Source organism: Sporosarcina siberiensis (assembly GCF_042681925.1).
GTDB classification, from domain to species: Bacteria; Bacillota; Bacilli; order Bacillales_A; family Planococcaceae; genus Sporosarcina; species Sporosarcina siberiensis.
The window spans coordinates 54,904-80,735 of the sequence record NZ_JBHUGI010000021.1 but is presented as its reverse complement, the minus strand read 5'-3'; the positions used below and the strand labels follow the sequence as shown (position 1 = coordinate 80,735).

29 protein-coding genes are annotated in these 25,832 nt (G+C 37.8%); 8 read left to right on the top strand and 21 right to left on the bottom strand.

The window, feature by feature from the left end; translation table 11 throughout:
* Nucleotides 1-34 precede the first annotated feature (34 nt).
* Complete coding sequence (locus ACFSFY_RS07785; RefSeq protein WP_381536868.1) at nt 35-262, bottom strand: hypothetical protein; 228 nt, start codon at nt 260-262, stop codon at nt 35-37.
* Between the two features lie 130 nt (nt 263-392).
* Complete coding sequence (locus ACFSFY_RS07780) at nt 393-1,553, bottom strand: NAD(P)/FAD-dependent oxidoreductase (protein WP_381536866.1); 1,161 nt, start codon at nt 1,551-1,553, stop codon at nt 393-395.
* 209 nt (nt 1,554-1,762) lie between these two features.
* Here ACFSFY_RS07780 and ACFSFY_RS07775 point away from each other — a divergent pair, with 209 nt between their 5' ends.
* Entirely contained in the window at nt 1,763-2,947 is a 1,185-nt protein-coding gene (locus ACFSFY_RS07775) for a sugar diacid recognition domain-containing protein (protein ID WP_381536864.1), read from the top strand.
* 142 nt (nt 2,948-3,089) lie between these two features.
* Nucleotides 3,090-4,064 carry an ornithine cyclodeaminase family protein gene (locus ACFSFY_RS07770; RefSeq protein WP_381536863.1) on the top strand — a complete coding sequence of 325 codons (975 nt, stop codon included), beginning with the start codon at nt 3,090-3,092 and terminating at the stop codon, nt 4,062-4,064.
* A gap of 89 nt (nt 4,065-4,153) precedes the next feature.
* On the opposite strand, the gene ACFSFY_RS07765 is transcribed toward ACFSFY_RS07770, so the two are convergent.
* From ACFSFY_RS07765 to ACFSFY_RS07730, 8 genes are all read right to left on the bottom strand, one after another.
* Nucleotides 4,154-4,978: an ABC transporter permease gene (locus tag ACFSFY_RS07765; RefSeq protein WP_381536861.1), complete on the bottom strand. Its 825-nt coding sequence runs from the start codon at nt 4,976-4,978 to the stop codon at nt 4,154-4,156.
* Between the two features lie 12 nt (nt 4,979-4,990).
* Nucleotides 4,991-5,932, bottom strand: a complete 942-nt coding sequence (locus ACFSFY_RS07760; protein WP_381536859.1) for an ABC transporter permease — start codon at nt 5,930-5,932, stop codon at nt 4,991-4,993.
* A 15-nt stretch (nt 5,933-5,947) separates the two neighbouring features.
* Nucleotides 5,948-7,483 carry an ABC transporter substrate-binding protein gene (locus ACFSFY_RS07755; protein WP_381536857.1) on the bottom strand — a complete coding sequence of 512 codons (1,536 nt, stop codon included), beginning with the start codon at nt 7,481-7,483 and terminating at the stop codon, nt 5,948-5,950.
* Nucleotides 7,484-7,520: 37 nt separating this feature from the next.
* Complete coding sequence (locus tag ACFSFY_RS07750) at nt 7,521-8,441, bottom strand: P1 family peptidase (protein WP_381536925.1); 921 nt, start codon at nt 8,439-8,441, stop codon at nt 7,521-7,523.
* Nucleotides 8,442-8,517: 76 nt separating this feature from the next.
* Nucleotides 8,518-9,504: an ABC transporter ATP-binding protein gene (locus tag ACFSFY_RS07745; RefSeq protein ID WP_381536854.1), complete on the bottom strand. Its 987-nt coding sequence runs from the start codon at nt 9,502-9,504 to the stop codon at nt 8,518-8,520.
* Nucleotides 9,497-10,534, bottom strand: coding sequence for an ABC transporter ATP-binding protein (locus tag ACFSFY_RS07740; RefSeq protein WP_381536852.1), 1,038 nt, complete (start codon nt 10,532-10,534; stop codon nt 9,497-9,499). The genes ACFSFY_RS07745 and ACFSFY_RS07740 overlap by 8 nt, the downstream gene beginning before the upstream one ends.
* A 73-nt stretch (nt 10,535-10,607) precedes the next feature.
* Nucleotides 10,608-11,831, bottom strand: coding sequence for a M20 family metallopeptidase (locus ACFSFY_RS07735; RefSeq protein WP_381536850.1), 1,224 nt, complete (start codon nt 11,829-11,831; stop codon nt 10,608-10,610).
* A gap of 219 nt (nt 11,832-12,050) precedes the next feature.
* Nucleotides 12,051-12,314, bottom strand: coding sequence for a metal-sensitive transcriptional regulator (locus ACFSFY_RS07730; RefSeq protein ID WP_381536923.1), 264 nt, complete (start codon nt 12,312-12,314; stop codon nt 12,051-12,053).
* A 255-nt stretch (nt 12,315-12,569) separates the two neighbouring features.
* Between ACFSFY_RS07730 and ACFSFY_RS07725 the strand changes: the two genes are divergently transcribed.
* The 3 genes from ACFSFY_RS07725 to pepT all read left to right on the top strand — a co-directional run bounded on the left by ACFSFY_RS07725 (nt 12,570) and on the right by pepT (nt 14,835).
* Nucleotides 12,570-12,791, top strand: a complete 222-nt coding sequence (locus tag ACFSFY_RS07725) for a DUF2187 family protein (protein WP_381536848.1) — start codon at nt 12,570-12,572, stop codon at nt 12,789-12,791.
* A gap of 119 nt (nt 12,792-12,910) precedes the next feature.
* Nucleotides 12,911-13,573, top strand: a complete 663-nt coding sequence (locus ACFSFY_RS07720; RefSeq protein ID WP_381536846.1) for a lysoplasmalogenase — start codon at nt 12,911-12,913, stop codon at nt 13,571-13,573.
* A gap of 35 nt (nt 13,574-13,608) precedes the next feature.
* On the top strand, nt 13,609-14,835 hold the full coding sequence (gene pepT, locus ACFSFY_RS07715; RefSeq protein ID WP_381536845.1) for a peptidase T: 1,227 nt from the start codon (nt 13,609-13,611) through the stop codon (nt 14,833-14,835).
* 81 nt (nt 14,836-14,916) lie between these two features.
* Here the strand turns inward: pepT and ACFSFY_RS07710 are convergent, their stop codons facing one another.
* From ACFSFY_RS07710 to ACFSFY_RS07685, 6 genes are all read right to left on the bottom strand, one after another.
* Nucleotides 14,917-16,026, bottom strand: a complete 1,110-nt coding sequence (locus ACFSFY_RS07710) for an ABC transporter substrate-binding protein (protein WP_381536843.1) — start codon at nt 16,024-16,026, stop codon at nt 14,917-14,919.
* Nucleotides 16,027-16,041: 15 nt separating this feature from the next.
* Nucleotides 16,042-16,830, bottom strand: coding sequence for an ABC transporter ATP-binding protein (locus tag ACFSFY_RS07705; RefSeq protein ID WP_381536842.1), 789 nt, complete (start codon nt 16,828-16,830; stop codon nt 16,042-16,044).
* Between the two features lie 4 nt (nt 16,831-16,834).
* A complete protein-coding gene (locus ACFSFY_RS07700; protein ID WP_381536840.1) occupies nt 16,835-17,656 on the bottom strand; it encodes an ABC transporter permease in 822 nt (273 codons plus the stop codon).
* A 220-nt stretch (nt 17,657-17,876) separates the two neighbouring features.
* A complete protein-coding gene (locus ACFSFY_RS07695) occupies nt 17,877-18,230 on the bottom strand; it encodes a rhodanese-like domain-containing protein (protein ID WP_381536838.1) in 354 nt (117 codons plus the stop codon).
* A 17-nt stretch (nt 18,231-18,247) separates the two neighbouring features.
* Nucleotides 18,248-19,648 (bottom strand): MBL fold metallo-hydrolase, encoded by a 1,401-nt coding sequence (locus ACFSFY_RS07690; RefSeq protein WP_381536836.1) that lies wholly within the window; start codon nt 19,646-19,648, stop codon nt 18,248-18,250.
* A 113-nt stretch (nt 19,649-19,761) separates the two neighbouring features.
* Complete coding sequence (locus tag ACFSFY_RS07685) at nt 19,762-21,030, bottom strand: acetyl-CoA hydrolase/transferase family protein (RefSeq protein ID WP_381536834.1); 1,269 nt, start codon at nt 21,028-21,030, stop codon at nt 19,762-19,764.
* A gap of 94 nt (nt 21,031-21,124) precedes the next feature.
* On the opposite strand from ACFSFY_RS07685, the gene ACFSFY_RS07680 reads away from it, so the two are divergent.
* Nucleotides 21,125-21,832: a hypothetical protein gene (locus ACFSFY_RS07680; protein ID WP_381536832.1), complete on the top strand. Its 708-nt coding sequence runs from the start codon at nt 21,125-21,127 to the stop codon at nt 21,830-21,832.
* Between the two features lie 8 nt (nt 21,833-21,840).
* On the opposite strand, the gene ACFSFY_RS07675 is transcribed toward ACFSFY_RS07680, so the two are convergent.
* Nucleotides 21,841-22,119, bottom strand: coding sequence for a hypothetical protein (locus ACFSFY_RS07675; protein ID WP_381536830.1), 279 nt, complete (start codon nt 22,117-22,119; stop codon nt 21,841-21,843).
* Between the two features lie 147 nt (nt 22,120-22,266).
* Entirely contained in the window at nt 22,267-23,346 is a 1,080-nt protein-coding gene (locus ACFSFY_RS07670) for an AI-2E family transporter (protein ID WP_381536828.1), read from the bottom strand.
* 191 nt (nt 23,347-23,537) lie between these two features.
* Between ACFSFY_RS07670 and ACFSFY_RS07665 the strand changes: the two genes are divergently transcribed.
* Nucleotides 23,538-23,687, top strand: a complete 150-nt coding sequence (locus tag ACFSFY_RS07665; protein WP_381536826.1) for a hypothetical protein — start codon at nt 23,538-23,540, stop codon at nt 23,685-23,687.
* 32 nt (nt 23,688-23,719) lie between these two features.
* On the opposite strand, the gene tatC is transcribed toward ACFSFY_RS07665, so the two are convergent.
* The 3 genes from tatC to ACFSFY_RS07650 form a co-directional block, all read right to left on the bottom strand.
* The gene (gene tatC / locus ACFSFY_RS07660; protein WP_381536824.1) at nt 23,720-24,568 is read right to left on the bottom strand and encodes a twin-arginine translocase subunit TatC; all 849 of its coding nucleotides are present in this window, start codon (nt 24,566-24,568) and stop codon (nt 23,720-23,722) included.
* 12 nt (nt 24,569-24,580) lie between these two features.
* The gene (gene tatA, locus ACFSFY_RS07655; RefSeq protein ID WP_381536823.1) at nt 24,581-24,781 is read right to left on the bottom strand and encodes a twin-arginine translocase TatA/TatE family subunit; all 201 of its coding nucleotides are present in this window, start codon (nt 24,779-24,781) and stop codon (nt 24,581-24,583) included.
* A gap of 229 nt (nt 24,782-25,010) precedes the next feature.
* On the bottom strand, nt 25,011-25,424 hold the full coding sequence (locus ACFSFY_RS07650) for a hypothetical protein (RefSeq protein WP_381536821.1): 414 nt from the start codon (nt 25,422-25,424) through the stop codon (nt 25,011-25,013).
* Nucleotides 25,425-25,612: 188 nt separating this feature from the next.
* On the opposite strand from ACFSFY_RS07650, the gene ACFSFY_RS07645 reads away from it, so the two are divergent.
* On the top strand, nt 25,613-25,804 hold the full coding sequence (locus ACFSFY_RS07645) for a CsbD family protein (protein ID WP_381536819.1): 192 nt from the start codon (nt 25,613-25,615) through the stop codon (nt 25,802-25,804).
* Nucleotides 25,805-25,832: the final 28 nt, after the last annotated feature.

The following is a 25,832-nucleotide window of genomic DNA, read 5'->3' as shown; positions in this document are numbered from 1 at the left end:
TAATTCATTTTTTTTGAAATTAAGTACATATTTGTTAATTTCCCTCTATAATTACCAAGTTCTCATCTGCTAACTTTTTTGTCTTCACACTTTTTTTAATTGCTTTCATTCTAAATGCACTGATTACTATCGCTCCAATTAATATGAAACCCAAGTACCCTGTTATTGGATATAGCGTTCCTACTAGCTTTGTAAATCCTGCGAAACTTGCAAGAAATGCAACAACTGTATTCAGGATTTGAAAATATAGCAGTGAAGGCATAGAGCATTCCAACACCCTTGTCCCTCTTCGCTCTAATCCCCCCCTAACAATATGTATGCGATTACATCGACAAATATATAAGTAGTGAGAAAATTAGTGAATTTAACTACCTTCTATTGTAAGATGCTTATTAAACAATCGCATCCTCAATCACCAAGTCATTTTCTTTAAATCTACCTACTCGTAAAGGAGTCAGATCAAGCGTTTCGAACTTCCCTTTACAGATTAGTTCTGCAAGTCCAAGACCAACACCGGGTGCTTGTTGCATTCCATGTCCACTAAAACCGAGTGCTACGAAATATCCACCCATTTCCGGATGTTCCCCAATAATGGCATTTTGGTCTGCTGTATTGTGATTGTAAAGACCTGCCCAACCGGACTCCAATTTCAAACTTTCAAAGTTTGGAACACGATGTGCTAGTATAGGCCACAATGGATCGAATGATGAGCGTCTCCATCTAAAGTCAATTCCCGGTTTGACGTCTTCTGAAAAGCCACATAAAACTTGTCCACCTTCGTGTCTAAAGTACACGCCTGTAGGATCAATTGTTAATGGCAATGGTTTCTTTAAATGTTCCGTTGTATCGAATGTATAAATTTGTCTCTTTAAAGGAACTATCGGAAGTGCCATTCCAATCTTTTCACTTAATGCACCTCCCCATGCGCCTGCACAGTTAATGACAATTGGTGCTGAATATGTGGAACCGTTTGCAAGAAGAACACCAGTTACTTTGCTTCTCTCTGTTAAAATAGTATCTATTTCTTCAGAAATATATTCAACGCCGAGTGATTGTGCACTTTTACGATAAGACTGCAATACAGAGTAAGGATCTAGATAACCGTCTTCTTTAGAAAATAGGCCACCGGCAAGATCTTCAGTATTCAGTTCGGGAATAATTGTTAATAACTCTTCATTTGAAAGCATTTCGGATAGTACGCCATTTTTGTTTTGTGTGGCGACTTGCTTTGCATAAGCAGGAAAAGAGCTTTCTGTTGCCAAGAATAGATAACCATGTTGCTTAAAGTCGATTTCCGCACGAACACCATCAATCGCCATTTCATCCGGGAACTTTTCGTAAGCCTTTAAACTAAAACGACTTAACTGTATGTTTACTTCCTGAGAATATACTTGTCTAATTCCACCGGCACTTAAAGATGTAGAAGATTGATTATATGTAGAATCTTTTTCAAAAACTACAATTCTTCCTTCGTGGCCCAGTTTTCGTAAGGAATAAGCAGTACTTGAGCCCATTACTCCTCCACCAACAATAATTACATCTGCTTTTTCCATATAACTCGTCTCCCTTCAATTCAATTTGTCACTAGAATCATTAGTTAATTTCGATTAGAAAATTTATACTAACTTTTCTGGATATTCATCTAAGTATAAACTAGATATAACATAAGACAATTTACAATATGCACAAAGTTCTGATAGTATTAACCTCAATGAATGGTTAAATAGTACATTTATATTAGAAAAATGATTGTTATGGAGAGGTGAGGGAAATAAAGTTCTTTGAGCACATTGCACAATCGATAGTAGAAGAAACTTCATATGTACTAAACATTCCAATTAGTATTACAAATAATGTAGGTACCATAATTGGATGTATGGATAGAGAACGACTTGGTTCACATCATGTTGCTACTCCAGATATAACAAAAGCAGATCAAATTATGCATTTCACAGAAAAGGAAATCATGCAGTTGGATAATGTTCTTCCAGGAGTTGCGGTGCCCATTCGATTTCAACAACAAACAGTTGGCGTCTTAGGTATTATCGGTAACCCAATGGAAGTAGAACGCTATATACATTTTGTTCAAAGTCATATTGAAATGCTGCTTATAAAAAAGTTTCAAGCAAAAACAACTTCTTTACAAATGGAAACAATGAGAGACTTTATTCATCAAGTTATTGAATACAAAAACAATACAGATGCAAGCAGACTTTTGAGTTTCAGCGAAATGTTAGGCATTCAATTTAATACTCCTAGGCATTGTATTTTAATAAGTTTTACCCCTTTAGATGAAAATAGTTTAATAGTACAAAGCGAGCTATTTTTACTGATGAATAACCTTTTTAAAGAAAGTGAATCAGATATTGTCGCCCCGTTAAATCAAAATCAATGGGTAATTCTAAAACATGTTCAATCCAACACTACTCACAAAATGAATTCCGCTTGTGATATAGCACTTGAATCATTAAATCGTTATTTTAAATCAAAAAAATTAGCCTATAGTATTTTAATTTCCTATGGGGCTGATTACTCAGGAATTGAAGGCATTAGTAAATCGTATAATGAGGCTAAAATGACTGCTGGTATTGCTAAACAAAATAATTTGACAGATTCCATATACTCCATATCCGATTGGAGTATTCTTTCATTATCACTTACGCAAAATGTGACATTGCCTTCGGAACAAATACTCATATCTCATATAGGTAAACTTAAAGCACACCCAAATGGGGATGCATTAATTGAAAGTTTCCTTACATACTGTGAACAACAACTCAATATGAGCAAATCCGCCAGACAACTATTTATTCATCGCAACACTTTGTTATACCGATTGAAGCAATTAGAGGAAATACTAGAAATCGATATACATTCTTTCGAACAATGCATACTTCTGTATTTAGCATTAAAACGATATAGAAATTTGCTTGTTGAAACTGTTTAAGTTAATTTCTAACAAAATTCTGTTTAATATGTGATAGACTTTAGGAAATACATTTCTAAAAGAATGTATTTCAACTTTAGACGCCCAAGGACAAGCTGTTTTACATGTCGGGCTAATTTCAGACAGGAGATGACTATAGTTTATGATGATTATAAGTGCAGATGAACAGAAGCGTTTAGTCGATATGAATGAAGTTATGGAATACGTTGAGATTGCTTTGAAAGAATTTTCCGCATTAAAAACGGACACGCCTATTCGGACAGCTTTACCTTTCGGGGAAAGTAACTTAGGGCTCGTTATGCCATCCGTTGCAGAAGATTTAAAAGCCATGGGTTTAAAGTATGTCACTGTAGTACCAGGAAATGCAAAAATCGATAAAAAAGTGATACAAGGTGTTGTTCTTCTTTCGGATATAAAAACAGGAGAACCTTTAGCTCTATTAGAAGGTTCCTATTTAACAAATATCCGTACGGGTGCATTATCTGGAGTCGCAACTAAGTATCTAGCAAAAAAGAATGCTACAAAGCTAGGAATTATTGGTACAGGAGAACAGGCACATGGACTTTGCAGAGCTGTTTTAGCTGCACGAGACATTGAAACTATTTTCGTTTTTAATCGGAGCGAAGATAAGGCAAAGGAGTTTGCCAAAATTACAAAAGAAACATTTGGTAAAGAAGTTGTGATTTGTGCAACTTCAGACGAAGTTGTTCAAAACTCTGATATTCTCGTTACCGCAACAACATCAATGTCACCTGTATTTTCCGCACCACTTAAACCTGGAACTCATATAAATGCAGTTGGCTCATTTAAACCAACTATGCAAGAGATACCATCCCATGCACTTACGTCAGCTTCTAAAGTTGTCGTTGAATCTATGGAGGCTGCCCTTGAGGAATCTGGCGATTTGCAAATACCAATCCAAGAAGGTGTTTTTTCAGAAAATGAATTACATGCGGAACTCGGAAAAATTATTAGCGGAGAATTCGCTGGCAGAGAGAACGATGAAGAAATCACAGTTTTTAAATCTGTTGGCGTTGCAATCGTTGATATCGTAATCGCAAAATACTTTTATGAAAAAGCGTTGAAACAAGAAGTCGGCGTAATCGTAAATTTATAAAACCAAGTCTCTAAGATTATACTTTCAAGCTATAAATACACAAAAAGGGAACCCTCATCGATGAGGGTTCCCTTTTTGTAATTCTTATTTCATGTAGACCTGGGATCCATGAAGTCCCTAATTGCATTGCTCAACATGTAAAACCCTAAAACCATAAGTGTAATCGCAATACCAGGTGCGTATGTATACCAAGGTGCGCTGACTAAAAAAGACTGGGAATCCTTCAACATTCGTCCCCAACTTGGATCCGGAGGTTGAACACCAAGACCTAAATAACTAAGCGCCGCCTCTGCCAACATCGCAACTGCAAAAGAAACCGAACCTGCAACAATTAATGGAGAGGATACGTTCGGAAGGATATGTCTAAACATAATTTTGAATGGTTTTACTCCTATTAACTTAGCAGAAAGTACGTACTCAAAATCTTTATGTTGGATAAAACCACTTCTTGCGATTCTTGCGATACTTGGGATTGCAATGATTCCTAATGCAATTGATGTATTGAGCATTCCGGGACCAAAAACAGCTACTAACATTAGTGCCAAAATAATTCCTGGAAAAGCCATAAGTGCATCCATCAACCTCATGAATACCTCATCCACCCAACCACCGAAATAACCTGCCATAGCGCCAATTAAAGTCCCAAATACAACTCCAATGAAAACCGTTACGGTCCCTACAAAAAATGCAGTTTGCGTCCCTTGCATAATTCTACTAAAGATGTCTCTACCAAATTCGTCCGTCCCAAACCAATGCGTACTACTCGGGCCTTTTAGTTTATTTGCTATATTCATGGCTGTGACATCATGGGGTGTATAAAAGAAACTAATAATCATTATTAGTAAAAATGCCGAAATGATAAGGAGGCCTAAAATGCTGTTTATCTTTTTCCCATAACTGGATAGTGATTTCATTTTATGCCCCCCTTATGTTAACCGTATTCGAGGATCTAGAACTGAATATAAGACATCAACCATAAAGTTAATAACAACTACAACGAGCGTGATGTACATTACAATACCTTGGACAAGGGGAAAGTCACGGGAACTAATTGACGTGATTAGAAGTTTTCCAAGACCCGGTAAAGCAAAAACCTGTTCAACAATAATCGTTCCTGCTACGACTTCAGCAGTTATTAAACCAAAAATCGTCAAGATTGGAATCATAGAGTTTCTAAGCACATGCTTATACATCACAACTCTTTCTTTTATTCCCTTACTTCTAATTGTACGTACATAATCCAGCTGGAGCTGCTCCAATATAGCATTTCGAACATATCGAAATTTCACAGCTATTTGAGGAATTGCAATAGTGAGTGCCGGCAATAACAATGCACCAAAAGCACCTGAAATACTTGTTGACCAAGGCACATATCCACTTATTGAGAAGAAACTAAAATTCATTCCCAAATATAAAATCAGTAACATTCCCAACCAAAAAGAGGGAATGGCCATTCCCAATTGGGTTACTGAAGATACGACTACATCGCTTAAACTGTTCTTTCTTCTGGCTACAAACATACCTAAAGGAATTGCCACTACGACCACAATCGTTAAGGTAATAGCGGCCAAAGATAGAGTTACTGGTAAACGATCCAAAATCAATTCTGAAACAGGTTTTGAAAACCGAATGGACTGGCCTAAATCCCCCGTCGCCAAACCTTTCACCCACTCCAGATATTGAATATGAAGGGGGCGATCCAAACCAAGTTGTTTCGTCAATGTTTCTACTTGTACTTCGTCAGCATCAGGACCTAACATAATTCGTATTGGGTCCCCTGGCATTACTTGAAAAACGGCAAATGTAATCAGAGATATTAATATCAAAGTGACAAATAATAAGATGACTCTTCGAATGAGATAGGCCATATTTTTCTTTCCCTTCTACTGAATAACTCTCATTTCAGACATATCATGAAACCAGAACGGATAAAATTTTTGGCCTTCTAATCTCTTGTTTACCGCCCATATAAATTGGTAATCTGCTACATATACAGCACCCACTTCTTCGGCTAGTATTTCTTGGGCACGTTGATATAACTTAACTTGCTTATCTTGATCTGATTCTTTCAATACATCTTCCATTACTGTATCAAATTCAGCATTATTAAATCTAAAGAAATTCTCACTGTCATTATTAGAAATATAATCATTCAAAACTTCATAAGCAGATGGTCTTCCTGTTAAATCGATTGTTGTCATTTCATAGTCTCGACCACGATAAATGCGATCCAGCCAAATACCCCATTCGACGACTTCTATTTCAACATCTATGCCGATTTCTTTCAAATTCTCAGCCGTAACTTGTGCCACATCTGAGTACATTGAGTTATGTGATGAGACAGAAATTTTCGTTTTAAATCCATCTGGATAACCAGCTTCTTTTAATAATTCTTTTGCCTTAGTTATATCTCGCTTATACTTATCTTGTAAACCGTCTAAATAATATTCACCCATTGCAGGACTCATATTCGAGCCTAATTCAGTTGCAAACCCTGAGTACACGGAATTAATGATGTCCTCTTTATTAATCGCGTAGTTGATGGCTTGTCGAACTTTCAAGTTGTTAAAAGGTTCTTTTTCATGATTGAAAGTAACGACTAAAGCCGAGTTGTTTTGCTGTTTGTTGATATTAAAGTCATTTTCAACCTCGGGAATACGATGCGCAGGTATGCTTGTAATATCTATTTCATTACCTTGTAATGCCATAAATGCAGACTGGTCATCTGTTTGAAATGCAAAAGTAAGTTTATCTAAGTGGGGCAAGCCTTCATTCCAATATTCTTTGTTTTTTTCTAAAACCATTTCAGCATTGGGACTATAACTCACGAATTTAAATGGACCTGTTCCAATCGGATGATCATTGTGTTTACCATCGTTTGACTGTGGAATAATCGCTGACTGCAGAGCCGTTAAAGAATATAAAAAGTTTGAATTTGGCTCTTCAAGTGTTATAACAAATGTTTTTTCATCCGGAGCGTCAATTGTTTTAACCTTATCGAAATTGGATGATAATGGCTCATTATTATTTGTTCCCATCAACCGTTCGAATGTGTATCTGACATCCTCAACTGTAACTGCATTTCCGTCTTGGAACTTAATACCTTCTCTAATTTTAAACGTATAAACCAATCCATCGTCCGATACTTCATAACTTTCGGCTACAGCCTCTTTCAAAGTACCATCGGTTTCCGGAGCTAAAAGTCCTTCAAAGATATTTAAAATCATTTGAAATGAGATGGATGCCGTTGCCAAATGTGGATCAAGAAAATCCGGATCATCATGGATTCTAACTTTAATCTCTTGTGCGACATCTTTTTTCTCGTCTGTTTTTTCTTTCTCTTTAGAACACCCACTGATAACAAGTACACAAGCAAGAACAAGCGTCGTAAGTGCAAACCAAGACTTATTTTTCCTCATCCAACATTCCCCCTTTATTAGGTTAACTATGAATCCACTAGATTTTATTGAAGCTCTTATAGCTCGGTACCCCTTCAATCTCATCGGCCGCTTTTATTGCAGCGAGGATTGCTTCTTCCATTACTTTAGCAGCCATATTACCTATCAAGTCGACTGAATGCGATTCACCACCCGTTGCTAGCGCAAAAACGGTATCCCCGTCCAGCATCGTATGTGCGGGATAAATCGTTCGAGCAAGTGCATTTTGAGTGATTTCAGCTACTTTTTTCGCTTCGGCTTTTGTTAACTTGGCATTCACCGCAACCACACCAATAGTTGTATTTGTTCCTGGAAGTACATTCATTTTGCTGCCGTTTTCTAAATGCATAATACTGTCAATAATCTTTCCAGTCTTAGGATCAATCGGTCCAGCAATGATTTCTCTATTCGCTGGATCCCGAATATCCCCGACGGCATTTACTGCAACAATAGCCCCAATAACAAGCCCGTTTTGCAGCGAAATTGAGGCACTGCCTAATCCGCCTTTCATACAGTTTTCAGGACCCGTTATTTTACCTACAGTTGCTCCACAACCTGCTCCAATATTTCCAAACGAAAAGACACCTTTTCCCGCTTTTTGAGCTGCTTCATAACCCATCTTTTTGTCTGGACGAATTCTCGGGTTGCCTATAGCCAAATCGAATAGGACCGCGGCTGGTACAATTGGCACCCTTGCAACACCTACGTCGATGCCTATTCCCTTTTCTTCTAAGTATTGCATGACCCCCGAAGCTGAGTCTAAACCGAAAGCACTTCCTCCGGATAAACATATTGCGTGCACTTCATCAATCTTGTTAATAGGGTCAAGCAAATCTGTTTCACGTGTACCGGGAGCAGACCCTCGGACATCTACACCACAAACAGCACCTTCTTCAACAACAATAACTGTACAACCCGTTAGCGCAACTAGATCTTCCATATGCCCAACTTTTATACCTGGAACATCTGTAATATTTCCACAGCTCACAACTACACTCCTTCATTAGGAAAAACATTTATATAGAATCCTCCGAATAAAGATGACAAGCTACGAACTGTACATCTACACGTTCAACTAACTCCGGAGAATCAATCTTACAACGGTCAAATGCATGTGGACATCTCGTATGAAATGTACATCCAGAAGGTGGGTTAGAGGGACTTGGCGGTTCACCTTCTAAGTGTATTCTTTCTTTTTTTACACCAAAACTCACAGTAGGTATTGCTGATAAAAGAGATTTTGTGTATGGATGCATAGGGTTTTCGTATATATTCTTTTTAGGGCCTATTTCAACAATACGTCCTAAATACATAACGCCTACCCGATCACTTATATGTTTTACAACACTTAAATCATGAGAAATAAATAAATAAGTGAGATTAAATTCATCTTGAAGATCCATCATTAGATTCAGTACTTGCGATTGTACCGAAACATCAAGTGCCGATACTGGCTCATCTGCAATAATGAATTTAGGATTCATGGAAAGTGCACGCGCAATTCCGATTCGTTGTCTTTGTCCCCCGGAAAATTCATGTGGGTATTTTGTTAAAGCTTCTTTTGGTAACCCTACCTTTTCAAGTAAATCCAGTACCTTTTTAGTTCGTTCTTCTTTATTAAGTATCTTCTGAACAGCTAAAGGTTCGCCAATTAATTGATGAACACGCATTCTTGGGTTTAGAGATGCAAAGGGGTCCTGAAAAACCATTTGCATATTTTTTCTATGTTCCGTAAGTTTTCGAGAACTCATACCAACAAGATTATGACCTTCAAATATAATTTCACCTTCTGTAGGTTCCATCAATCTGAGAATCGTTCGGCCAAGAGTCGATTTACCCGATCCAGATTCACCTACGATTCCAAGCGTTTCTCCTTTGTAGACGTGAAAACTAATACCATCAACTGCTTTGATAGATCCAGCTTTTTCTCTAAAAGAAACTTTCTTTACAGGAAAGTGTTTTTTCAGGTTTTTAACTTCTAGAATTCTTTCTTTATCAATCACACATATTCACTCCTTGTTCCTCATAAAGGTGACATCTGACTTTATGAGTAGAGTCAATATTTATGAGATCAGGGTTCACCTCATGACATATTTGCATGACACTTTCACAACGCGAAGCAAATCTACAACCTTTTGGGAAGAGATGAGCCGGCGGAACTGTTCCAGGAATGGACTCCAATCTATCCAAGTCAAGATCTATATTGGGGATTGTTTTCAATAAGGCTGTTGTATAAGGATGTTTTGGTCTTAAAAACAAATCCTCTACAAATGCTTCCTCAACAATTTGACCTCCGTACATGACAAGAACTCGTGACGCCACTTCCGCAACAACACCCAGATCATGAGTAATTAATAAAATAGAGGAATCCAATTTGTTTTTCATTTCCATCATCAGTGTTAAAATCTGTGCTTGTACCGTTACATCAAGTGCCGTAGTTGGTTCATCTGCAATTAATAGTTTTGGATTACAAGACATTGCTATCGCTATCATAACCCTTTGTCGCATTCCTCCTGATAGCTGATGAGGATATTCTTTAATCACTTTGTCAGCTCGGGCAAAACCTACAACTTTTAATAAATCAGTTGCTAATTCATAAGCAAGACTCTTTTTGATTTTTCGATGCCTCATGATCGATTCAACAATTTGGCTTCCTATCGTGAAAACTGGATCCAGCGAGGTCATCGGTTCTTGAAAAATCATTCCAATATCATTTCCACGAACTTCACTCATATCATCCTCAGACAGCGTCAGCAACTCTTTACCTTCTAAAAGAATGGAGCCTTCTAAAATCTTTCCAGGCGGACTCGGAATTAACCTCATAATGGATAGGGACGTTATGCTTTTCCCACTTCCGGACTCTCCAACCAACGCGACGGTTTCACCTTTATAAATTGAAAAGCTCACATCGTCAACCGCTTTGGCGTATCTACCTTTTCCAATATCAAAGTACGTTTTCAATCCTTTTATATCCAATAATATAGTATCCAAAGGTTTTATTGAAGATTCTTTTTCCATTTGTGGATTATGCATACGTTCACCTCTTTAGCTAATACTACTACTTACTTTATTATTCACTAAACTCTAGACATGAACTGATTTTACGTTAGATTTTCACATTAAGAAAGCGTAACGCAGCATCTCTATAAATAGCAGTTGTTACAGCCAGCTCTTCAATATCAATATACTCATTAATTTGGTGCGGAATATCTCGATCACCAGCACCAATCGTTACAATTGGGATACCATGCATATGAAGAAAAGTTCCATCAGTCGCCCCCGGTACACCATTATATATCGGTTCTTCTCCTGTAACCGATTGAACCGCTTCGTATATTGCTTGTACAACAGGATCTTCTTTTGGTGTAATCGTCGAGGGTCGATTGTCTAATATGGTCAATTCCGCATTGAAATCTGCATCGTTTTTCTTTAATTCATCCATAATAGTGTTGATTTTACTGACTAATTCATCATGATCTTGCGCAGGAACGGTCCGAATATCAAGTGTCATCATGCATTGTCCGGGTATCACATTAATCTGTGCATCCCCTTTCGCGGGTGATTGTATAATTGTAGGAGTTATGGATGGCCACTTTAAATATGGATCTTCACCAAAACGGTCCTGTTCTGTCTTCTCTAACTTTTCCAATTCTACTATAAGCCTGGCCAATCGCCAATTAGGATTAATGCCGCTCCACGAAATTGCTCCGTGAGCCATCTTTCCGTAGATATCTACTCGTATACGCAAAGCGCCTCGTTGGGCGATGCAAACGTTATTTTCCTCGGGTTCACAAATAATGGCTCCATCTACACCATCTGCCCAACCTTGTTGAATGAAGTGTTTAATCCCCAACATTAAGCCTTCCTCATCTACTGGTATGCAAAGAATGATTTTTCCGGAAAACGTTTCTTTATCTTGCATAAGTGAATGCACAGCCGTAATCATGCATGCTAAATTCCCTTTTGTATCATTCGTACCCCTACCATACATGCGCCCATCTACAATCTCCGCCTCAAAAGGGTCGTGTGTCCACAGATTTATATCCCCCTCCGTTACAACATCTGTATGTCCTTCAAACAGAAGCGTTTTACCAGGTTTTCCTGAATCGACTATACCAATTACATTAGGCCTACCTGGAACGACTTCTTCGATATACGTTTCAATCCCGATATCTCTTAAATACTGTGCAACGTATAAGGCAACCTTAGTCTCGTTAGCTTCGGGATCGTTTTCACGGTAAACGCTCGGAATACGAACGAGTTTTGTCGTTAATTTAATTACAGCTTCCCGATCACGTAAATATCTTTCTTTCTCTACTTTTGTATGCATTCAATCTCCCCCACTATTAAGTCTTCCCTTTTAAAAATAACGTTCTTGTCCAATATACCTTGGACTAAATAATAACAATATATTGATTAAAAAGAAACGTTAGAACGATAATTGCGAATACTCTATCCAAGGACTTATTTATTAACCTTTTTTAATTCAAAAAAACACCTGAATCTCCTAATATAATCAAGGGATCAGATGTTTTTGTAGGTTTACAACTTATCGGCTTTTCACTAATAAATCTACTGCTTCTTTCACGATATCTTCTTGTGTTCTTGAATCTGTATCATCCATTTGTTGAATGCACTCAACAAGATTTGTACTTACAATAACACCCATCGTACGGTCAATCGCAGAGCGAACTGCCGATAATTGAGTTACTACTTCTTTACAATCCTTATTCTCTTCCATCATTCTTAAAATGCCTTTTACTTGTCCATCAATTCGCTTTAATCTATTTTTAACTTTGTCATCATACTCCACAACTTTCAACTCCATTCCTCTAATACTATACACCTATTATATACCCCGTCAGGTATGAAGTCAAAGAGGATGAGTCTTTGTCCAAACATAAGAGCGGCATATTTCGTCAAATTGTGGTATACTATTACTAGACAATTGGCACGAAGTAGTTTACGATTGGTTGTTTCCAATTCTTCGTCTATTGTGGCTTGGATTCTTTCGAAGCTATTTATATGTAGATTTTGAAGAAAAGAATATACAATAGGGGGAATTCAAATGGCTTTTCCACGTAAGGAAAAACAAGTATCCGATTTTGTTGCAGCACGCAGAATCGATGAAGAGATTTCATTTGTCCGTAATGATCATGAAGTTAACGGTACAATTTACAAAATCTTAGAGAACTCCGTAATTGTTGCAATTTCAGCAAAGGATGCCGAGATTATTGGAGCTCCTTCCAATATGACAGTTGTTTCACATAAAAATTATTCAGTCGTATAAGAGCCGCCCTGCACATCAGATAATTTCTGGAGTGTAGGGTTTTTTTATTTGAATAATACTTCAGAGAAGGATTTATAGTTTAGTGTCACGAATGGTATTAATTGAAAGGAGTTTTTAGAATGGTTCGACGAATCCTCATTACTACAATTATTACTATGGGCATTATTTATATATTTTTCATTCCAAACGATCCTGTCAGCTTTAAAATAACAATGAAATTAATACCAATGGCACTTATTATTCTGTTTGCAATTACAACAAGGTCCATGGTTACCACTACATACAAGAAGATTATTATTTCAGGCTTACTTGTATGTATGGTTGCAGATGGTGTTATTTATTGGTTTCTTGCAGGCCTTGTAACATTTTTCGTTGGACATATCTTTTATATTTTCGCTTTCAGCCATGCCAGTAGAAAATCTGTACCCCGCTTTGTTGCTTTTCTTTTACTAGTATATGGCGTGGGTATGGCCATTTGGATTGCAGGCTCACAGTTTTCTATCGGGGAATACATACTTGGGAGTGCCATCATCGCATATATTTTCATTATCTTTTTGATGGGTTGGATGGCCATTCGCACGCGACTCAAATTAGCAATCACAGGTGCATTTTTATTCATATTTTCGGATTCTGTTCTTGCAATTGATCGTTTTGTATTTGACGTCCCATACCGCGATGCCTTTGTTATGATTACATATTACGCGGCTCAGATTTTCATCGCTGCAAGTATTGGAAGTCGAGTGGTGAAGTATTCCGTTAACCGAAAGAATCTGATAGGATAGAATAGTTATTACATTTATCTTGGAGGTATTTAAATATGAAAGAACAATTAATTGAACGTTTAATTAGATATGCGAAAATTGATACACAATCTGATGCGAGCGGCACAGAATGCCCGACAACACCAGGCCAATGGGACCTTCTTCATTTATTGGAGAAAGAGCTCGCCGATATCGGAATGGACGATATTACACTAGATGAAAACGGATATTTGTTTGCAACTTTACCCGCGAATACAGACCGCGATGTACCGGTTATTGGGTTTCTAGCACATGTCGATACAGCAATGGATTACACTGGGAAAAATGTTTCTCCAAAACGGATTGAACAGTACGACGGTAAAGACATTCAATTAAATGAATCGACTTTAATGAGTGTTACCAATTTTCCAGAGCTTATAAACTATGTAGGGCACACTCTTATTACAACAGATGGAACGACACTTCTTGGTGCGGACAACAAAGCTGGTATTGCTGAAATTATGACCGCAATGGAATTCTTAATTCAGAATCCTGATATTAAGCATGGGAAACTGCGCATTGCTTTTACTCCGGACGAGGAAATTGGTCGAGGACCCCATAAATTTGATGTTGATAAATTTGGAGCTGAATTTGCATATACAATGGACGGCGGACCTTTAGGCGAATTACAATACGAAAGCTTCAACGCTGCCGGTGTAAAAGTTTCGTTTCACGGGACAAGTGTTCACCCAGGTTCAGCAAAAGATAAAATGGTGAATTCTATTTTAATTGCACAGAAGTTTCAGCAAGCAATGCCCGCTGATGAAATTCCGGAAAAATCTGAGGGTTACGAAGGCTTCGTCCACCTGATGGGTTTTAACGGCTCAATTGAAGAAACTACACTCAATTATATTATCCGCTATTTTGATACAGAAACATTTATGGCACGAAAGCAGTTAATGATTGAAACGGCCGATAAGCTCAAACAGGAATTCGGCGAACAGGCAGTTGCAATCGAAATTGAGGACCAGTATTTCAATATGAAGGAAAAGATTGAACCTGTTATGGAGATAGTAGATATTATTTCCGATGCTTTTAAAGCGCTTAATATCGAACCAAACATCGTTCCAGTTCGTGGTGGTACAGATGGTTCACAACTATCTTATAAAGGATTGCCGACGCCAAACATCTTCACAGGTGGTGAAAATTACCACGGTAAATATGAATATATTTCTGTAGATAATATGGAAAAAGCAACTCACGTTATTATAGAAGCAGTTAAACTCTTCGAAGAACGCGCGTAAATATTTGTAAAAATAAACAGAAGCCGCTTGAAGGAGTTTTCAAGCGGCTTCTGTTTTTAAATTTCATACAATATCCTTATATCAATCCCGATCATACAAACCTATGATTTCCAATGCTTTTTCCGTTATTGAAGTATCGATTGCTTTGTCAAAATCGACGTCTCCTCGTATTGCTCCATTCGCTTTGTATGAATCATATTGTTTATGGATGTCATCGATAAACATCTTTCCATCAGGATCTAATCCCGTAACATAAACTTTTTTCCACATTTCCGCATCCTTCATTGCCGTATGCTTCATCATGATTTCAATAACTTCATCTAGTCCTTCACCTTTAATAAATGCATCATTGTAATCCCGCACACCTTTTAAATACGCAATCATAAATCGAAGTGAAACTTCTTGCTCAACATTCATGAAGTTCGGTGATCCAAGAACTAAGGCAATCTGGGATTCCGGCGCATAATCGGTTGTATCCCCAAATCGAACGTGAAAACCAGATTCGACACCCGTTGTAATCAATGGTTCAATATTGAGTGCCGCATCAATCGCACCTCCATCAATTGCACCGAGCATCGAACCGAAGTCCGACATCAGAACAAACTCGACATCATCTTCTGTGAGTCCCGCATGTTTAAGCATTTCCTGATAAATATAACCGTCAATTGAATTGCGTGATGAAACGCCGATTTTCTTTCCCTTAAAGTCTTTATACTCTTTGATTTCATCAACCATATGATTTCCAATTACAAAAGAGAAGTAAGATTTACCTTCGTTGTTATGCCCTTTATCGGCAATGATTTTCACATCAATTCCTTGAGCAATCGCATTAAAGAACGACGCCGTTGAAACTCCACCTGCAATGTCCACTTCACCAGCAGCAAGAGCTGGTAACATTTCGTCACTATTATTAAACTGAGCAAATTTTACATCGATATTATAATCTGCAAAATAACCTTTTTCAGTAGCGATGTAAAAACCAGCACCTGAAGCAGCACCGTCTTCAGCAATTGTTACAGTTACGCGTTCCGCTAGAGGCGCCAAATCACCGGAAGGATTGGAAACTTCCACAACCTCAGGCTTGTTTTCAATAGGCTTTACTTTTACTGTTTCTTTCGGGGCACAAGCACCAATAACTAGAGCCAAAACAAATAGTGGAATCAACCATCCTTTTTTAAGCAACTTTGCCATGGGACCTCTCCTTTTTTATTCCTCATCTTGTCTAGACCGCTGCACTTCTTCTTGTAGATGCTTCCATATCTCAATAAATTGTCCAGCTAAAATCGGGTTTTTCCGTATATCTTCCATCTTTCGGGGTCGGGGCACATCAACGTGAATTTCTTGTATAATTCTTCCGGGCTGTGAACTCATAAGGAGAATTCGGTCGCTTAGGAGCAGGGCCTCATCAATACTATGAGTAATAAAAAGGACTGTTTTCCCGGTTTCTGACCATATCGATAACAGTTCTTCCTGTAATATAAACTTATTTTGTTCATCTAGCGCAGCAAACGGTTCATCCATTAAAAGAATTTCTGGATCGTTTGCAAATGCCCTCGCAATGCTCACTCGTTGCTTCATTCCGCCTGACAATTCTTTCGGGTAGAGTGTTGCAAATTTATCCAATCCGGTCTTTTTTAAATAATACATTGTTCGTTCTTTAACAATATCTTTAGGTGTATGTCGCATTTTTAGGCCAAATTCGACATTCTGTTGAACCGTCAACCATGGAATAATGCCACGTTCTTGAAAAACCATTGACTGAAGAGGTCGGCCCCCCTCATCCGTAGAAATCGTGAATTCACCGATACTCGGTGTTTCCAGCCCAGCAAGTATTCGTAAAAGCGTTGTTTTTCCACATCCACTTGGACCCACAAGACAAACAAATTCACCGTCTGCGATATTCAACGTGATGTCATCCAAAGCTGTAACGCTGCCTTGCTTTTTGTAGAAAGCTTTCGTCAAATTATTTACTGCAATTTTTGTTTTTCTGCTCACTTATTCACCTCCACGGCAACATCTTTTTCTGAATTGCGCGAAGCAAGAGTGAAAACATATAACCGAAAAATGAAATGAGAATGAGCCCAACATACATTTCTTGAAGGAGAAAGGCTTTATATGAAGTCCATATTAAGAACCCAATACCTGACGTGGCCCCCATCATTTCTGCGGCAACAATTGTTAAAAGTGCAATCGCCTGCCCCATTTGAATCCCTTCCAACATAACCGGTAAAGCGCCAGGCAATGCAATTTTCATGAAAAAGTTCACTCTTCCCGCACCATAATTTTTCGCTACGTCTAAATAAATAGAATCGATATTAATAACACCAGCAACTGTATTTATTACAACTGGAAAAAACACACTACCTGCAATCGTCACTACCTTCGATAAATCCCCGATTCCAAATAAAATGATAATAATCGGAAGTAAAGCGAGTGTCGGTATTGGCATAAGGGCCATTACAATTGGAGAAACAAAATGTCTAATTGGTGAGTATAGGCCCATAAGCAATCCGATAACGATACCAGGTATTACACCAAGCAGGAATCCAACCAATATTCTATACAGTGAAACACCAATATGTCCGGCCAACTCGCCGCTCGTTAGTAATCCGTAAAATGTTCCGAGTATAGAGGAAGGTGGAGGGAAGAATCGAATATCAATCAATCCAGACCTCGACAAAAATTCCCACAATAAAAGAAGAAATAAAGGCGAAGCGAATGTTAACATTCTTTTTAAACGTTCATTTACTTGCCTTTTTTTCCATTCACGCTGTTCTACCTCGAATGGATCGTGTCGAACAGCACCTTTATCTTTACTCAATGGTCACCACCTCTTCATATAAATTGTATGTGAAAGTGTAGGCAAGTGTGTTGGGCGGACGACATATAATTAAGACGTTTCGACAGTTTTCGATTTCGATTTCATAACTCTTGCAGCCCGTTACCCACTTAAATCATTTCGATAAACCATATTTAACAATAAAAAAATCGCCCTACAAACCTTTACTCTAGGTCTGTAAGACGATCTTTTCTATTCAACTTTAGTCTTGCCAAGAACTCATTCCGCCCTTAACATTCGTAACGCTTGTAAATCCATTTTTCTTCAATATGCCCGCTGCTTGGGAACTACGCATCCCGCTTTGACAAATTACGAACGTCTCTTTTGTTTTATCTAAACCGTCTAATTTTGTACTCAGCGTATTCAAAGGAATGTTTTTAAACTGGCTTATATGTCGCCCTTTGTATTCTCCAGGTGTTCGGACATCAATAAATTGTTTTGACTTATCCTTCAAAATACCTTTTAAATCTGCTGTAGTTATGGATGTTACACCTTTCGCCGGCTTCATCTTCCAAACAACTAACCCTACTACGATTATTACAAGTATCCATTCCATCATTTATTCCCCCCATTTCAACGAATCGTTTCGTATGCTGTTTGTTCATATTTTGCGTAACCGCCTGCCATTTGCTTCACAGTTTTAAATCCACGAGCTTTCAATATACTCGACGCAATCGCTGATCGTACACCGGACTGACAGTGAACAAGTAACTCTTTATCTAAAGGTATTTCCGTGTTTCTTAATTTACCTAAAAAGAGATGATTTGCATTAGGTAAGTGTCCATTTTTCCACTCAATGTCATTTCGAACATCGATAACGAATGTATTGTCATTTTTCATTTCATCATTAAATTCATCTACAGTTATCGTTTCGTATGTGTGCAACTCTGCATCCGCTAGAATTGCAGGATTCACAAATGCACGAATTCGATCTAAGCCAATCGATTGTAGTGTTGTTTTAATTTCCTCATGATGTTCCTCGTCAGCAATAACAACCAGATTTTCGTCATACTTTGCAATCCATCCCATCCAGTTTGCAAACGATTTATTCAAGGGAATATTAACAGATTTTGTGTATAAACCTGCCTCAGCAGTTTTTGCTGGTCTTGTGTCAATTACTAGTACCTTTTCCTCTGATACAACTCGATTTAATTCATCAATCGTTTTGATTAATTCTATAGTCTGCTTCTGTAAAACTGTTGGTCCAACTTTATTTATTCTCTTCATTTCAGCAAAATAAACCGGAGCTTCGGGCTGTTCATGAAGTAATTCTTTGACAAAATCTTCTTCATCGTCAATTTGAAGTGCCCAATTAAATTGTTTTTCATATCCTACTGTGGAGATAGGTACCGAACCGAGTGATTTACCACATGCAGAACCTGCACCGTGACCTGGCCAAACAATTACATGGTCTTCCAATTCACTAAAACGTTTAAGTGAACGGTACATATCACGTGCACCACTTGTAGCCGTACCTTCCTTCCCTGCGACAGCTTCAAGTAAATCTGGACGTCCTACATCCCCAACAAACACAAAATCTCCTGAGAAAATACCCATTGGTTTAGTTGCACCGCCACCGCGATCGGTTAAAATAAACGATACGCTTTCAGGGGTATGCCCCGGTGTATGCCATACTTCAAAGTCAATGTTACCGATTGAAAACGTTGACTGATCTTTCACTAGATCTACATCAATACCGTCCGTGTAACCGTATTTCCACTCTTCGTCGCCCTCATCAGATAAGTACAACTTAACACCGTGTTCTACGGCTAATTGACGTGCACCTGATACATAATCTGCATGAATATGTGTATCTGCCGCTGTAGTAATGCGAAGGCCCTCTATTTCAGCATCTTCAATAATATGATCAAAAGAACGTGGTGGGTCAATAATAATAGCCTCACCTGTACGTTGACACCCTATCAAATATGAATTTTGTGCCAAGTTTGGATCCGTAAATGATTTAAAATACATATAATTTGCCCCCTATATATTCTTTCACCAAATATACCATGAGGGGTATAAATTCGCAACAATTTTGTTCGAGAAAAAAAGCGCCCTTATAAAGGACACTCGTTTATTACTATTTAAAGAAACCCATTTTTCTTCGCTTCAAATTCTAATTCTTCACGAAAGGCTGGGTGTGCAATTGCGATAAGTGATTTTGCCCGTTGGGATAAAGACTTACCGTATAAAGAGGCGATACCGTATTCAGTAACAATCGTATCTACATCATTTTTGGACGTCGTAACTACTGACCCTGGTGTCAACAGTACTTTAATCCGAGATATGGTATCGTTTTTCACTGTCGAGTGCATGCAGATGAAGCCTTTTCCATGTTTCGCTAAGTGTGCACCACGTGCAAAGTCAGCTTGTCCACCTGTCGAAGAATAGTACCGTCCTCCAATTGTTTCGGAAGCACATTGCCCATATAAATCTACCTCTGTCGTCGCATTTATCGACACAATACGTTCTTCCCTCGCAATTTCTCGGGGATCATTAACAGTACTGACTGGTAAAAACTCTATTGACGGATTTTCATGAATGAAATCATATAGACGTTGTGTTCCAAACGCAAATGCAGCAACAATTTTTCCTTTATTAGTAAACTTTTTAGTGCCATCGACAGCACCCGACGCAACGAGGTCCACAATACCATCTGTAAGCATTTCCGTATGGATTCCAATATGACGACGCGATGTTAATAAACTCATGACAGCGTTCGGGATTGCTCCAATACCGATTTGAAGCGTATCTCCATCTTCTATATAATTTGTTACGATTTCTGCAATCTTATTATCCTTTTCGCTAACTATCGGCGTTTTCTCTTCGGATAACGGTAAATCATTCGTAACATAGCCAGCAATTTGACTACTGTGAATCTGATTTTCGCCGAAAGAACGCGGCATATGCTTATTGACTTCCAAAACGAATGGAACTTTACCAATGAATTCTGAAATATAATCCGCCTGTGTTCCTAAAGAGAAATAACCGTGTTTATCCATCGGAGAAACAACGGCCAATATCATGGAAAGTTTTGTCGTTTTTCTTAACATAGTAGGTACATTATGAAATAGATTCGGTACTAATTCAACTTCTCCAGCATGATATGCGCTACGAGTTGCACCGCTTAAAAAATACGAAGTATGGGATAAATGATTTTTCATTTTCCCCACTATATAGTCACGCTCCCGAAGAGCAAGCATTTGATGGATTTTAACATTCTGCAATTTCAAGTAGTTCTCTTCCAAAATATCAAGCAAACGGTGAGGCTCACCATTAGCAATCGGTATAATAATATCCGCTTCTTTATCTATTAATCGAATGAACTCATCGTTAGACAGTTCTTTAGTCAACTTATTCACACTCCCGTAATTTATCTATCCTTCATTATATAACAAACTGAGCGCTTGCTCAACAAACCAAGTTATAAAACGCTATAATAGAAGTATGTCAAAACTAACGAGCAACCAACTTATCCAATTAAATATGTATAGCGTGTACACGGAACCCCCTGAACAAAAACTATTTACATTAGAGACACTTCTCGGTGAACAGACATCCGATGCACTTGATGCCATTCAAATCGTCAGCGGAAGCCCAAATAAAACTGTTGCCGCATCTTACTTTATGCGTCGATTGGGCATGTTTACCGCGATGCAGTTTTATAATTTGGCTACATACGATGAAGTATGGCAAGGGAAAAAGAGTCGACTAACTTTTGGCGCAAAAACAGAATTCGGAAACCTTGCAGTCAGTATATTTGCACACGCCGATGATTGGCAAGATGTAAGCGACAGCAATCGACAAGATGTGATTCGACATATTTTGTTAGATGAATGTGCGGACGTTATTCAGCAAATCCGAACCGTTTCTTCCGTTTCATCCTTAACTTTATGGGAGAACATCTTCGGCTTTCTTCTATGGCAATACCACGTTCTTTTATCAGATCCAAGCACTGCTGATGCAGCACGAGTAGACCTAGATTTACTAAAGAATGATGCGCTTTGGGAAGGCATAGCAGCACGTTCCCTATTCGCCGTTTACTTAAACGGACGTGATCCTTCTGCACTTCTCAACACTCAAGTTCGAACAACATGTTGCTTTTCAAAAGATGTTCCAGGTCTGATGCAGTGCGGATTCTGTCCATTAAAGTAAGGACATTCCTAATCTTTTCGATAGTTCATATACCAAATCTTTACTGAGTAAATCGTACCCATTGCAGCTGAACCATAGAAAAAACCCATAAATATTCCGGCAGGTAAGCTGCCTCTATGACTAATGAATATAGAGATAAGAAGTCCGGTTGCTGTCGCAACTGTTGAAAACCAGCTTTCAGAGAGTTTAAAAACAGTCTTTAAGATAATTATTATTAGCAAAATAACCGGTATAGCCCAAAAAGCATCCCAAACGTTTGTATGAATTGTAGGAAACTCATTCGTCATGGAAAACATCCTTTTCTTATTAGGTTATCCACTTTGAAAGTACTCATTCATATTTCGATAAGAGTAAGTGTACAGTGTTTACACAGAAAATTTTATAGTAACAAAAACCCGCTAAAATGAATCTAGCGGGTTTTTGTCTGTATTCCTTTAAACACTTTTCGTTGCCGCTTCCGAGATTTGTTTTCGGGTTGCGTAGATGTTTTTCACAACTGCTTTACTAACTGCGTACGTTGGTATTGCAATAATAATTCCAAGAAAGCCAGCAATATTTCCTGCAGCCAAAATTACAGTGATAACTGTTAGTGGATGAATATCAAGTGTTTTCCCCATAACGTTTGGCGTAATTATATTACTATCAATTTGTTGGGCCGCAAGTGTAATCAATCCTACCCAAATGGCCAGTTTCGGATCCTGAACGAAGGCGATAATAAGCGCTGGAATAAACGCGATCCATGGCCCAATAAACGGGATTAAATTCATAAAGAGAGCAAATATGGCAAGTAATAAAGCGTACTCCAAACCTATAATAGAATAACCGATGAGCAGCAGCATTGCTAGAATTGCACTTATTAAAAACTGTCCTTGGATATATGAACGAAGAACTGAATCAATGTCCCCTAGTGTTTTCTTTATCCACTCACGTCGGGTACCCGTGAAGAAATTGTAAATAAAGGGGCTCAGTTTCTCATGGTCTTTCAGCATAAAAATAAAGAAAAAAGGAACAAGCACAAGCAAGAACATTGCTTGAAAGAAAGATTGTAAAAATTGAATAATCCATTTCCCAAACAGTACAGCTATCGACTGTAAGGAATTGGCGGCACTATCAATCGACTTTTGAAATTCCTCTGGTAAGTTCTCTTTTTCTTGCAAAACAGTATCTTTTAAAAGATTTATTTCTTTTGCAATCCTAGGTGCATTTTCAACTAAGTTATTCACCTGATCTGTCACAGGAGGACCGATGATTGCTACAAAGATCCAAGCAACTCCTATCAGACTTAGAAGAATCGCTAAAATACTTCCCCATCGCGGCACATTCTTTTTCTCAAGAACTCGTTGCAAAGGTTCTGTTATGTAATAAAGAACTCCGCCGAGTAATAAGGGTATAAAAATAACTTTGGCTATAATTACAAGAGGATCAAAAACCCATATAATGGACACGAAATACTTAATTATTAACAATGAAAGTAATATTCCTACTCCAACCTGAAACCATAATTTTTTCAGCAATACGCACACTTCCTTTACACACCATTAGTTTAAGTATACGTTGTTATACGTTTGGTGTCGATTAAAGTTTCATAATATTCATTCTCCGAAATATTAATTTTTCCAATAAAATAATCATCTTGGTTAGCCTTTCGTAACTTGGGCATATTATAACGAACCAAATTATAAATTGAAGGAGGACAAAAAGACATATGAATAAATTTGCAATGGCAGCTCTTGGTATTGGCGCAGCGTATTTAATGAGGAATAAGGATGCTCGTGGCAAACTTATGAAACAGTTTGAAGCCATGTCAGGACCTTCTTCAAAAAAAGAATCGGGTAACACATTCAATCCATCTTAAACGTTGAAAACCAAGAAAAACCGAGGCCTCATTTATGGGACCTCGGTTTCCATTTTAATTGCATTTCGACGCTCTGTGTATAGAACAATACGAATGCTTGCCTCATATAGTATAATCGTCGGAATTAATACAAGCAGTTGACTAATAAAGTCAGGTGGTGTTATTAAAGCCGAAATTAGACCCAATGTTACATAAGACCACTTCCTAACTTTCTTCATTGTATCCGCTGTTAATAATCCAATTGACGCGAGAAACATTGCAACGATTGGCAGCTCAAAGAGTAAGCCTAGAGGTATCGTTGTCATTAATAAAAAACTTGCATATTCATGAGCTGATACCATCACTTTGAAATTCATAGCACCTAAAGACACTAAAAAGTTGTAACTTAAAGGATTCACAACAAAGTACCCAAATGAAATGCCCATTAAAAACAAAACAAACATTACTGGGGAATAAAGGCTAAGAAATTGACTCTCCCGTTCATTTAATCCAGGCTTTACAAACTGCCAAAGAAAGTGACAGAGAAACGGTAATGCTAATCCCAAAGCTAACGCTGTTGAAATAGACATGTAAAACTTCACTACTTCTAACGGTCCAAGGACAATGAGTTCGTGCCCACGTGTTACATAAGGAAACCAGAAGTTTATCGTAGAAAAAACAACAATAAAGAAGAGCAGGAATACCACAACGCTTTTAACTAGTTGTTTTCTTAAATCCGCCAAATGATCAACAAGTGATGGATCAGATAACAAAGAATCTTCTTCCTTCCCATCCCCTGATTTCTCTACCAGATCCGTGTTTTCCGACAGCTGTATATTATTTTCCAGTTCTTCATTAAGTGGACTCATTGCTTGACGTTTGTACTCTTCATTTGGATCCATACTACCACCCGCTTATAAAAGTTCCTTTTTTGTCGATTCTTTAGGGACTGGTTCTTCGTCATCGATAATATCTCTTGCGGACTTCTTAAATTCAGAAAGCGTCTTTCCTATCGCAGATCCTACTTCAGGCAGTTTTCTTGGCCCAAACAGAATAAGCACAATGACTAGGATGATGATTAACCCTGGAACACCAATCGCTGCAATACCCCCCATAACACATGCCTCCTTTTTAAATGTATCTTCTTTGTTTATTGTTAATAGTTATTACTATCCTAAAGCATGGCGATTACTTCGTGGTTTCATACAAGACAACTGTGATATTTTCCAGAAGGAATTTGACTTGGATGATAAAGTAACAAACTAATCTTTTAACACAAACAAAAACAGACAGCTATCTAATTTGGAATTAGGTAGCTGTCTGTTTTTAGAGACTATTATGTATTCAGTACTGCGTAAGATGCTTTTCAAATCCAAGTATCGGAATGTGTTCTTCTATTATTTGAACTTCTCCGTACGGGATTTCAATAATAAATTCATCCTTTCCGTATGGACGAACATTAATCTTCTTCTGTACAAATGGATTATTCGTAACAAGTGCTACTGTTCCCGTTTCATCGTTGTATCCTTCAACAGCAAAACGATAACTCAAAATCATGACGTACGAAATAATTTCGTATGCATCCTCAAGTTCTTTCACATTTACTTTTTTAATGAAAATATTTTTATCCTTAGGACTTTTCACAAAACCATTTGATAACGCTAATTGATTTCTCGTTTTTAAGTAATATTGCCGTTGATAAGAAAAAAGTTCATATTCTTCATTATTCCATATCGCAAAACGGCCTTTTCTTATCATACTATCGCCCCCTTTTTAGATTTCCTAATATTCAGTATATTATATTTCGACATTTTTCGCAACATCGTTTAGATTCATTTTCTTAAGTCTTTCTCAGTTCCATATACCCGTATTATATTTCAGTAAATGTTTAAAACATTACTATAAGGGTAATTAATAACTAGAAAATAAAAAATGGAGGTTTTATAATGACGGACAAAGGATTCTCAGACAAGCTTAAAGGTTCAGTAAATAAAATGAAAGGTGAAGCGAAAGATCATATTGGTAACGCAATAGATAACACTTCACTGCAAGCTGAAGGTAAGCTTGATAAACTAAAAGGTCAAGCACAAGAAAAGATTGGCGATTTAAAAGAAAAAGCACATGACAAAAACAAATAACAAAAAGGAATCAACCTAAGACTAGGGT